At 40.6% G+C, this 11,163-nt stretch carries 8 protein-coding genes; 5 read left to right on the forward strand and 3 right to left on the reverse strand.

The genetic code is table 11. The features are described from left to right. Nucleotides 1-10: 10 nt before the first annotated feature. The 3 genes from BKK50_RS05975 to grpE form a co-directional block, all read right to left on the reverse strand. Nucleotides 11-352, reverse strand: coding sequence for a hypothetical protein (locus tag BKK50_RS05975; RefSeq protein ID WP_077416294.1), 342 nt, complete (start codon nt 350-352; stop codon nt 11-13). A gap of 142 nt (nt 353-494) precedes the next feature. After that, nucleotides 495-2,618 carry an anaerobic ribonucleoside-triphosphate reductase gene (nrdD, locus tag BKK50_RS05980; RefSeq protein WP_077416296.1) on the reverse strand — a complete coding sequence of 708 codons (2,124 nt, stop codon included), beginning with the start codon at nt 2,616-2,618 and terminating at the stop codon, nt 495-497. Nucleotides 2,619-2,894: 276 nt separating this feature from the next. Then, nucleotides 2,895-3,479, reverse strand: coding sequence for a nucleotide exchange factor GrpE (gene grpE / locus BKK50_RS05985; RefSeq protein WP_077416298.1), 585 nt, complete (start codon nt 3,477-3,479; stop codon nt 2,895-2,897). A 118-nt stretch (nt 3,480-3,597) separates the two neighbouring features. On the opposite strand from grpE, the gene BKK50_RS05990 reads away from it, so the two are divergent. The 5 genes from BKK50_RS05990 to hrpA all read left to right on the forward strand — a co-directional run bounded on the left by BKK50_RS05990 (nt 3,598) and on the right by hrpA (nt 11,077). Continuing rightward, the gene (locus tag BKK50_RS05990) at nt 3,598-4,488 is read left to right on the forward strand and encodes an NAD(+) kinase (RefSeq protein WP_077416300.1); all 891 of its coding nucleotides are present in this window, start codon (nt 3,598-3,600) and stop codon (nt 4,486-4,488) included. 77 nt (nt 4,489-4,565) lie between these two features. Further along, nucleotides 4,566-6,245 (forward strand): DNA repair protein RecN, encoded by a 1,680-nt coding sequence (recN, locus tag BKK50_RS05995; protein ID WP_077416302.1) that lies wholly within the window; start codon nt 4,566-4,568, stop codon nt 6,243-6,245. A 93-nt stretch (nt 6,246-6,338) separates the two neighbouring features. Continuing rightward, the gene (locus tag BKK50_RS06000; protein WP_077416304.1) at nt 6,339-6,788 is read left to right on the forward strand and encodes a DUF441 domain-containing protein; all 450 of its coding nucleotides are present in this window, start codon (nt 6,339-6,341) and stop codon (nt 6,786-6,788) included. Between the two features lie 3 nt (nt 6,789-6,791). Beyond that, nucleotides 6,792-7,166: a DUF423 domain-containing protein gene (locus BKK50_RS06005; RefSeq protein WP_077416307.1), complete on the forward strand. Its 375-nt coding sequence runs from the start codon at nt 6,792-6,794 to the stop codon at nt 7,164-7,166. Then, the gene (hrpA, locus tag BKK50_RS06010) at nt 7,166-11,077 is read left to right on the forward strand and encodes an ATP-dependent RNA helicase HrpA (protein WP_077416309.1); all 3,912 of its coding nucleotides are present in this window, start codon (nt 7,166-7,168) and stop codon (nt 11,075-11,077) included. Before BKK50_RS06005 ends, hrpA begins: the two co-directional genes overlap by 1 nt. Nucleotides 11,078-11,163: the final 86 nt, after the last annotated feature.

An 11,163-nucleotide genomic window follows, 5' to 3' on the forward strand; every position in this document is an offset into this window, starting at 1 on the left:
TGCATGATCATTAACAGGTAAAATTATTCCACAGCGTAGAAAGTGCGGTTAATTTTTCCGTATTTTTAGGGAAAATGCTATTTGGTGTAAGCGATTGAAAATCGTAAAAGAACTGCTTTTTAGTGGTATCTTGAAGGATATTTTCAAACAAGCTATAAAGCGTTTCTTGAGAAAGTTTAGCTCCGGGCTTTTTACCTAAAACAATTTCTTCTGCTTGAGATAAAAATGGGGAAATGTCCTTGATTTTTAATTGATGAGGAAAGTTTGGCAAAGTTAGATAGTGTTTTTCAGCGAGCATTTTCAAATAATGATGCCACACTGAAAAAGCAAGAGAAATAGTATGTTCTGACATAATTACTCCATTTCAATAACGAATTGACTAGAGTATATTCCGATTTGAGGACACTGTCATCAAATACAAATTTGTACTATTTAATGAAAAAGCGATTGTGAATTTTATGTGATTTCAATCGCTTTTCCCATCAAGTGTCAGGTTATAAGTGTTTCACCCGACGCTTCACCTCTTCTTGTTTGCCTGCATTAAACGGGCGTGCATCGGGGCTGCCTAAATAACCGCATACACGGCGGGTGACGGAAACTTTACTGCTTTCGTGATTGCCGCATTTCGGGCAAACAAAACCTTTGCTGGTGCAGTGGAATTCGCCGGTGAAGCCACATTCGTAACATTCGTCAATAGGGGTGTTTGTGCCATAATAAGGGACACGGTCATAGCTGTAATCCCACACATCTTCCAGTGCTTTTAAGTTATGCTGAATATTTGGATATTCACCATAGCAAATAAATCCGCCACTGGCTAAAGGCGGGTAGGGCATTTCAAAATCCAATTTATCGTAAGGATTCACTTTCTTTTCGACATCTAAATGATAACTGTTGGTGTAGTAGCCTTTATCGGTCACCCCTTCAATCACCCCAAATTGTTTGGTATCTAAACGACAGAAACGGTCGCATAGGTTTTCACTCGGTGTAGAATAAAGGCTGAAAGCATAGCCTGTTTCTTGCTGCCATTGTTTCACGGCATGATGTAGGTGACGAACAATCTCAATGCCTTTTTCACGCAATTGTTCATCATCAAAAATATGCCCTTTTTGATAAAGCGCATTGACGGTTTCATGAATACCAATGTAACCGAGTGAAATCGAAGCGCGTCCATTTTTGAAAATTTGTGCGACATTATCATCTGCATTTAAACGTACGCCACAAGCTCCCTCCATATAAAGAATAGGGGCAACCCGTGCTTTGGTGTTTTCAAGGCGGGCAATTCTTGTCATTAAGGCTTTTTTAGCGATAGCAAGACGCTCATCCAAAGTGCGGTAGAATTCTGCCTCGTTTTTTGCTTCTAAAGCGATACGCGGTAAATTCAGACTCACCACGCCTAAATTGTTGCGGCCATCGTGAATTTCTGTGCCTTGTTCTTCATAAGCCCCTAAGAAACTACGGCAGCCCATTGGGGCTTTGAAAGAACCGGTGACCTTCACTACTTGATCATAATTGAGGATATCCGGATACATGCGTTTAGAGGCACATTCAAGTGCCAACTGTTTAATATCGTAATTCGGGTCGCCTTTGGCTTGGTTAAGCCCTTTTTTAATGGTGAATACGAGTTTAGGGAAAACCGGTGTTTTGTGATTTTTACCCAAACCACGGATGCGATTTTTTAAAATAGCTTGTTGAATTAAACGGGCTTGCCAACTCGTACCTAAGCCAAACCCAAAGGTGACAAAAGGCGTTTGTCCGTTTGAGGTGTGTAAGGTGTTCACTTCATATTCTAAAGATTGAAAGGCATCAAAACATTCTTTTTCAATTAAGGCTTTGGCATAACCCTGTGCATCCGGGATTTGCCATTGTTCGGCATTTTTTAAATGTTTTTCATAGCTGATTTGAACATAAGGCGCCAGCACTTCATCAATACGATTAATGGTGGTACCACCGTAAATATGGCTGGCAACTTGTGCAATGATTTGTGCGGTGACGGCTGTTGCTGTGCCAATGGATTTGGGCGGTTCAATTTCAGCATTGCCCATTTTAAACCCTTGGGAAAGCATACCTTTTAAATCCACCAACATACAATTGAACATGGGGAAAAAAGGTGCGTAGTCTAAGTCATGATAATGAATTTCCCCTTTCTCATGGGCTTCTACCACATCACGGGGCAGGATATGGTGTTTGGCATAATGTTTTGCCACAATGCCGGCGAGTAAATCCCGCTGGGTCGGGATAACCTTCGCATCTTTATTGGCATTTTCATTTAGCAATTCCACATTGCTTTGTTCAATTAATCCCTCAATTTCTTTGTTGAGTTTGCTCCGTTTTTCACGGGCTAAATCACGATCGTGACGATATTCAATATAAGCGCGTGCAATTTGAGGATAACGGCTTGCCATTAATTTATCTTCAACGATTTTTTGGATTTGATTGATGTCGATTTCTTGTTGATGGTGGGTAAAAATTTCGTTTCCCACTTCGTGTCCTATTTGATGACAATAAAATTTATCGTGAATATTGACCGCACTTGCGGCTTTTTTAATAGCCTGGATAATGCGTTGAATTTCAAAATCCACTCGTGATCCATCACGTTTAATCACACTAAAAGCGTTCATTGTATGCTCCAAGATATAGTATTTTAAAAATGCGAAGTGACTATATATAGTTATGATTGGACAATCAACACACAATATGTAGTGTTTTTCTTAAGTTTTGTTGCTAATGTGATGTGTGAAGGCTTGATTTCACTGATGTAATGAAGCATTGATTTACGAGAATTAGTCTCAAATAAAATGTCATTTTTTTTGATTTTGATCAAATTTTGAAAGGAGAGGGAAAACAAAAAACGGCCGAAAAATCGACCGCACTTTTATTTGTTCGTCTTTTAAAGATTATGCCGCCACCATTACCATAGCAGGACGAATAACACGACCATTTAGCGTATAGCCTTTTTGTAATACCGCCGTAATTTGATTGGATTCAAATCCTTCCACCGGTTGCATGGAAATCGCTTGGTGTAAATCCGGGTTGAAGGTTTCACCGACTAAACCTACCGCCTCAACACCAAATCGACCGACAGTTGAAATGAGTTCTTTTAAGGTGAGTTCCACACCATCAAATAATGCTTTTATGCTTTCATCTTCCTTATTGGCCGGGGTAGCCAGTGCGCGTTCTAAATTGTCGATGGTATTTAAAATGTCTTTTGAGAATTTTTCTAGCGCAAATTTATGCGCCTTTTCTACATCTTGTTCGGTACGGCGGCGAATATTGTCAATTTCTGCACGAGTACGCAGTAAAAGATCTTGCTCTTTTTTAGCGGTTTCTTCAACCTGTGTTTTAAGCTGTTCCTCTAATTCTTGAACACGGGCAATGGCTTCTTCTAAAGGATCATCGGATTGTACCTGTTCAACTTCTTCCTTTTGAATCTCTTCAATAGGTTCTTCAGTGGCATTAATTTTTTGTTCTTGTTCAGACATATTGTTCTCCATTGATTCAAAAATTGGCAGTATTTTAGCAAAATTAAAGTGCTATGTAATATAATGGCGAAAATTTTGAATTCAAGTGCGGTCAATATTCCGCCGAAATTGATTAAAGATGAACGAACTACATAATTCTTTTAAAATTATTGGTCTAGCAGGAAAACCACGTAATGATGTGAACCTGCAAATGCACAAAAATGTCTACCACTGGCTAACTGAGCATGGCTATCAGGTACTAGTGGAAAAAGAGGTAGCAGAAAAACTTGAATTACCTGAACACGCACCGGCAACATTAGAACAAATTGGGCAATTGGCGCAACTTGTGATCGTTATTGGGGGGGATGGTAATATGCTTGGGCGTGCACGTATCCTTGCAAAATATAATATTCCCCTTATCGGGATTAACCGTGGAAATCTTGGTTTTTTGACGGATATCGACCCGAAAAATGCCTACGCTCAGCTAGAAGCCTGCTTAGAACGAGGCGAATTTTTTGTAGAAGAGCGTTTTCTTTTGGAAGCTAAAATTGAGCGGAATGGTGAAATTGTTGCAAAAGGAAATGCTATCAATGAAGCGGTGATTCACCCGGCAAAAATTGCACATATGATTGATTTCCACGTGTATATTAATGATAAATTCACTTTTTCTCAGCGTTCTGACGGATTAATTGTTTCAACGCCAACCGGTTCGACAGCCTATTCTCTCTCGGCTGGCGGTCCGATTTTGACACCTAATTTAAATGCGATTGCACTTGTGCCAATGTTTCCTCATACCCTCTCATCACGTCCGCTTGTCATTGATGGCGACAGTAAAATTTCTATTCGCTTTGCGGAACATAACACCTCTCAGCTGGAAGTAGGATGCGATAGTCAAATCGCATTAGATTTTTCACCGGATGATGTTGTTCATATTGAAAAAAGCGAACATAAATTACGTTTACTTCATTTAAAAAATTATAATTACTACAATGTATTAAGTACCAAATTAGGATGGCTAAAAAATTTCTAAATAAAATCTAAAAAAATCTTTACTGTGTATTGAATCAGTATTAATATGATAAATATACAGTAAATAAGGATTTTATTATGCTTACCCAACTTACCATTAATAATTTTGCGATTGTTCGCCAGTTAGATATTGAATTAGCCAAAGGTATGTCCGTGATTACAGGTGAAACCGGGGCGGGTAAATCCATTGCCATTGATGCATTGGGTTTATGCTTAGGGCAACGTGTTGAAAGTGCGATGGTAAGAGAGGGGCAGGAACGTGCAGAAATCTGTGCGAGTTTTCATCTCCAATCGCATAATCAGGCTTATCATTGGTTACAAGCGCAGGAATTACAAGATTCCGAAAATCCCTCCGAATGTATCTTACGCCGTGTCATCAATGCCGATGGGCGTTCTAAAGCCTTTATCAATAGTACTCCGGTTTCTGCGGCTCAACTTAAAGAAATTGGGCAATATTTGATCCATATTAATGGTCAACACGCTTCCCAACTCTTACTCAAAAATGACTATCAACTTCAATTAGTGGATGGTTTTGCACAACATGCTGATTTGCTCAACCAAATGCGTGATGATTACCGGGCATGGAGAAATTTGCAAACGCAAGTGAAGACATTTCAGCAAAAAGTGGCGGAAAATGAATCGAGAAAGCAACTGTTGCAATATCAAGTTGAAGAGTTGGATGAATTTAATCTTCGTCCGAATGAATATCTTGAATTAGAAGAAGACCAACGCCGTTTATCAAATAGCGAACAGCTTACCCAGCTTTCTCAAGCTGCCTTACAACTTTTAAGTGAAAATGAAACGGTCAGTATTGATACGCTGCTCTATCGTGCTACGCAATATATTGATGAACTTGTCGAGCTTGATTCTCGTTATGCTGATGTTCAAAACCTATTAAATGAAGCCTTGATTCAAGTGCAGGAAGCCACAAATGAAGTGCAACATTTATCGTCCAATATTGAACAAGATCCGATGTTATTGCAAGAAATTGATCAGCGTATGGGACAAGCCTTACAGTTGGCAAGAAAGCATAATATAAAACCAGAAGAATTAGTTGAATGGCATCAAAAATTAAAAGCAGAATTGACCGCACTTTTAGATTTTTCTGAAAGCGAAGAAGCGTTAATCACACAAGAAAAAGCAGCATTCTCCAAAATGTGGGCAACAGCAACAGCGTTAACGACAAGCCGTCAAAAATCCGCCGCTCTCTTGGCGAAACAAGTCACAGATTCCATTAAACAGCTTGCAATGGAAAATGCGCAATTTTATGTAGAGTTGAAAACGGATGATGAAAAAATTACCGCAAATGGAGCAGATCAGATTATTTTTACTTTACGCAGTAATCTTGGGCAACAGCCTCAACCGCTCGCTAAAGTGGCTTCAGGGGGGGAGCTTTCTCGAATTTCATTAGCTATTCAAGTGTTAACCTCAGATCAATCGGCGATTCCAACCCTTATTTTTGATGAAGTGGATGTAGGAATTAGTGGGTCAACCGCCAGTGTGGTGGGTAAATTGTTACGCCAATTAGGCAATCAATGTCAAGTGCTTTGCGTGACCCATTTACCGCAGGTCGCCAGTTGCGGACATCATCAATTTAATGTTGAAAAATTTACGGTAGAGGGAAAAACGGAAACCAAAATGACCGCACTTTCTCAAGATGAACGTATCCCTGCATTAGCACGTTTATTAGGGGGAAGCCAAGTGACAGAGCTTGCTTTAGCCAATGCGAAAGAAATGTTGGATTCAGCCTGTGAGTAAAACAAAAGGAAATAAAAAACACAGAAAATAAAGAAATTGCTATAATCCGCCCCATTTATTTCTTCAAAAGTTTATCGCAATGTTGGGTCAGCTATGTCATTACAACTAAATATGATCGCACTATTACTGGTCATTTTAATCATTCTTGGGGTGGTAAGCCATAATAGTGCTATCACCATTTCTGCCGCTGTGCTGTTGATTATGCAGCAAACTTTTTTATCTCAATATATTCCATTTGTTGAAAAATACGGTTTAAAAATCGGGATCATCATTCTGACTGCGGGTGTATTAAGTCCTCTGGTTTCAGGAAAAATCAAGCTCCCAAACTTAGCGGATTTTCTCAGCTGGAAAATGGCACTTTCTATTGTGGTTGGTGTCTTTGTGGCCTGGTTGGCAGGAAAAGGCGTTTCCTTGATGGGAGAACAACCGGTGTTGGTGACCGGACTATTAATTGGTACGGTGGTCGGCGTTGCTTTTTTGGGAGGTATTCCCGTTGGGCCACTTATCGCTGCCGGCATATTGGCATTATTGTTAGGAAAATGATAGATGAAAAATAAATGGTTATTGATCGCCGCTTTTAGCGGTTTTTTCTGCGTGGCATTGGGGGCATTGGCAGCACATGGTTTAACCCATATTTTAGAGGCTAAAGCTCTGGCGTGGATTGATACTGGTCTGAAATATCAACTCTTTCATACCTTAGCGATTTTAGCTGTTGGCTTGTCAGCGTGGAAAAATGACAGATTTGTAAGCTTGGCAGCCATGACATGGTCGGTAGGAATCGTTTTTTTCAGTGGCAGTTTATATGCTCTTGCCTTTGGTGTAGGTAAGGGGATGGCTTGGCTTACACCGCTTGGTGGTACGTTATTTTTAGTTGGCTGGCTTTGCCTAGCTTACGGTGGTCTAAAAACGAAATCAGAATAATGAAAAAAAGAACGATAAAATCCGAATTTAATCCTTTACAACAAGCCCTCATTGCCCAACTGGATAACCTGATGCAGGTGGAAAAGCGTTGGTTATTTTCGCGTATTCAGGGCATGGCGAAAATTAAAAATCAAGATGCACAACAAGCGGTGGCATCGGAAATTGAACAACAAATCCAGCAGGCAAAATGGCGTGTGAAATGTCGTGAAAGTGCAGTTAAAAATCCGATTGTTTTTCCTGCTGATCTGCCGGTTAGCCAACGTAGAGCGGAAATTGAAAAACTGCTATCGGAACACCAAGTCATTGTGGTTGCAGGGGAAACGGGATCGGGCAAAACTACCCAGTTACCGAAAATGTGCTTAGCCTTAGGACTAGGTCGATTAGGAATGATTGGACATACTCAGCCTCGCCGTATTGCTGCCCGTTCCGTTGCCACCCGTATTGCGGAAGAATTACAAACGGAATTAGGGGATTTGGTGGGGTATAAAGTCCGTTTCAATGACCAAATCAGTGAGAATACCCAAATTAAACTAATGACTGATGGGATTTTGCTGGCAGAAATTCAAACGGATCGTTTTCTTAATCAATATTCCTGTTTGATTATTGATGAAGCCCACGAACGCAGTCTTAACAATGATTTTATCCTTGGGTATCTCAAACAGCTTTTACCCCGCCGCCCGGATTTAAAAATCATCATTACCTCCGCCACCATTGATGTGGAACGTTTTTCTAAACATTTCAACAATGCGCCGATTATTGAAGTCTCCGGCAGAACCTATCCTGTGGAAGTGCGTTACCGCCCTATTGCGGATGAAGAGGATCAAGATCAGTTACAAGGGATTTTAAATGCTGTGGAGGAGCTCCAGGCAGAAGGCAGAGGCGATATTTTAATTTTTATGAATGGCGAGCGAGAAATTCGTGATACCGCAGAAGCGTTACAGAAACAAAATTTGAAACATACGGAAATTCTCCCGCTCTTTGCCCGCCTTTCTGCACAGGAACAAAATAAAATTTTTCATCCTAGCGGATTAAATCGCATTGTCCTTGCCACGAATGTAGCAGAAACCTCGCTTACCGTACCTGGCATTAAATATGTGATTGACCCGGGGACTGCTCGGATTTCCCGTTATAGCTACCGGACTAAAGTTCAACGCTTGCCTATTGAGCCGATTTCACAGGCTTCTGCTAATCAGCGTAAAGGGCGTTGTGGACGGGTGAGTGAAGGCATCTGTGTTCGTCTTTATTCGGAAGAAGATTTTAATTCTCGCCCTGAATTTACCGATCCTGAAATTTTACGCACCAATTTGGCTTCTGTGATTTTACAAATGACCGCATTGGGCTTGGATGATATTGAAGCTTTTCCTTTTGTTGATGCGCCGGATAGACGACATATCCAAGACGGCGTGAAATTGTTAGAAGAGTTAGAGGCATTTGAAACCATTAAAACAAAATCAGGTGAAAAACGCCGATTAACCCAAACCGGTCGTCAGCTTGCCCAACTGCCGGTTGATCCCCGGTTAGCAAAAATGCTGTTAAGTGCGGTCAATTTTGCTTGTGTTTATGAAGCGATGGTGATTGTTTCTGCTCTCTCTATTCAAGACCCTCGTGAACGCCCAACGGAAAAACAGCAAGCCGCAGATGAAAAGCATCGTCGTTTTGCCGATAAAAAATCTGATTTCTTGGCATTCTTAAATCTTTGGCATTATGTTCAAGAACAGCAAAAAAACTTGAGTAAAAATCAATTTCGTCGCCAGTGTCAAAAAGATTTCTTAAATTACTTACGCATCCGAGAATGGCAGGATATTTATCATCAAATTCGTCTTTCCGCGCGAGAAATGGGGCTGCCGATTAATTCTGAAAAAGCGCAATACCAACAAATCCATAGCGCACTTTTAAGTGGCTTATTGTCACACATCGGGCTGAAAGAAGTGGAAAAACAACAGTATCTTGGCGCCCGTAATGCCCATTTTGCCATTTTTCCTAACTCCGTCCTTTTCAAAAAACAGCCGAAATGGGTGATGGCGGCAGAATTGGTGGAAACCTCAAAACTTTGGGGCCGAATGGCGGCAGAAATTGAACCGGAATGGATAGAGCCACTTGCAGAACATTTGGTGAAAAAATCTTATGCAGAGCCTCGTTGGTCAAAATTTCGTGGTGCAGTGATAGCCGATGAAAAAGTGAGTTTATACGGTGTGCCGATTGTGCAGGCAAGAGCGGTAAATTATGGTGCGATTGACCCAATTGTGAGCCGAGAGATTTTTATTCAATCGGCTTTAGTGGAAGGGAATTGGCATACCAAACATCATTTCTTCAAACAAAATCAAAGATTGATTAATGAAATCGAGGAACTGGAGCATAAAACTCGTCGTCGAGATATTTTGGTTGATGAACGGGCCCTTTTCGAATTTTACGATCAACGTATCGGCACCGAAGTGGTTTCACAAAAACATTTTGATACTTGGTGGAAAAAAGCCTCAAAACAGGATGGGGAATTATTGAATTTTGAACGTGCTTTTCTTATTAATGAAGGGGCGGACAAAGTCAGTAAACTGGATTTCCCTAATTTTTGGCATCAAGGTAATCTAAAGCTGAAACTCACCTATCAATTTGAACCGGGCACAGAGGCGGACGGTGTGACGGTGCATATTCCTCTACCATTGCTTAATCAGGTAGAAATGACAGGCTTTGACTGGCAAATTCCGGGATTACGAGAGGAATTAGTGATTGCGTTGATTAAATCGTTGCCAAAAACCTATCGACGTCATTTTGTTCCGGCACCGAATTATGCCAAAGCATTTTTAGGCCGGGCAGTTCCTTTAGAAAAAACCTTGCTGGATACGCTTATTTACGAATTGCGCCGTATGACCGGTGTAACAGTGGAAGCGGAACATTGGAATTGGGCACAAATTCCAAGTCATTTAAAAATGACCTTCCGTGTGGTGGATGAAAAAGGCAAGAAACTTGCCGAATCCATGGATTTGGATCGACTCAAATTTGATCTTAAAGAACGTGTGCAGGAAAGCCTTTCTGCTGTCGCCGATGATGCTATTGAACAGACAGGTGTACATGTTTGGAATTTTGCCGATTTGCCACAATTTTATGAGCAAAAAAAACAAGGTTTTAGCGTAAAAGCCTTTCCAGCGTTGGTAGATGAAAAAGAATCAGTAGGGATCAAACTTTTTGAAACGGAGTTTGAACAAAAAGTGGCAATGCAGCAAGGGTTACGCCGATTATTGTTACTTAACGTTCCGTCACCCATTAAATATCTTCATGAAAAATTACCGAATAAAGCGAAACTTGGTTTGTATTTCACCCCATTTGGGCGAGTATTGGATTTAATTGATGATTGCATTGCTTGTGCGGTGGATAAACTGATTACGGATTTTGGTGGTTTTGTGTGGAGTGAAGAGGGGTTTGAAAAACTACGGGATGTTGTGCGTGAAAATCTGAATGAGGTGACGGTGGATATCGCACAAAAAGTAGAACAAATTTTAACCTTTAGTCACGGGTTAAACCAACGTTTAAAAGGTAAAATGGATTTCACCATGGCGTTTGCCCTTTCGGATATAAAATCGCAATTGAGTGGTTTGGTGTATCAAGGTTTTGTGCAGAAAAGTGGGTATTCTCGTTTGCCTGATCTATTGCGTTATTTACAAGCGATTGATAAGCGTATTGATAAACTGGCACAAGATGTAAACCGTGATCGTGCGGCAATGTTGCGTGTAGAGCAAGTGCAACAAGCTTATCAGCAATTATTGGCGAAATTACCCAAATCCAAGCCAATTTCTGATGAGGTGGCAGAAATTCGCTATATGATCGAAGAATTACGCGTGAGTTTGTTTGCCCAACAGTTGGGAACAAAATATCAGGTATCGGATAAACGGATTTTGAATTTGATTCAGCAGTTTTGATTAAACAATATTTATGCTATGGAGGATATAAAATCGTAACAAACAAGTAAGACTATTACTTCTATGGGGTGTCAATGATCTTCCAA

The sequence above is a fragment of the Rodentibacter rarus genome, assembly GCF_001998965.1.
In the GTDB taxonomy this organism is placed as follows: domain Bacteria; phylum Pseudomonadota; class Gammaproteobacteria; order Enterobacterales; family Pasteurellaceae; genus Rodentibacter; species Rodentibacter rarus.

Coding starts and splice junctions, on each gene's coding strand:
- BKK50_RS05975 (WP_077416294.1), bottom strand. CDS start 352: ATGTCAGAACATACTATTTCTCTTGCTTTTTCAGTGTGGCATCATTAT.
- nrdD (WP_077416296.1), bottom strand. CDS start 2,618: ATGAACGCTTTTAGTGTGATTAAACGTGATGGATCACGAGTGGATTTT.
- grpE (WP_077416298.1), bottom strand. CDS start 3,479: ATGTCTGAACAAGAACAAAAAATTAATGCCACTGAAGAACCTATTGAA.
- BKK50_RS05990 (WP_077416300.1), top strand. CDS start 3,598: ATGAACGAACTACATAATTCTTTTAAAATTATTGGTCTAGCAGGAAAA.
- recN (WP_077416302.1), top strand. CDS start 4,566: ATGCTTACCCAACTTACCATTAATAATTTTGCGATTGTTCGCCAGTTA.
- BKK50_RS06000 (WP_077416304.1), top strand. CDS start 6,339: ATGTCATTACAACTAAATATGATCGCACTATTACTGGTCATTTTAATC.
- BKK50_RS06005 (WP_077416307.1), top strand. CDS start 6,792: ATGAAAAATAAATGGTTATTGATCGCCGCTTTTAGCGGTTTTTTCTGC.
- hrpA (WP_077416309.1), top strand. CDS start 7,166: ATGAAAAAAAGAACGATAAAATCCGAATTTAATCCTTTACAACAAGCC.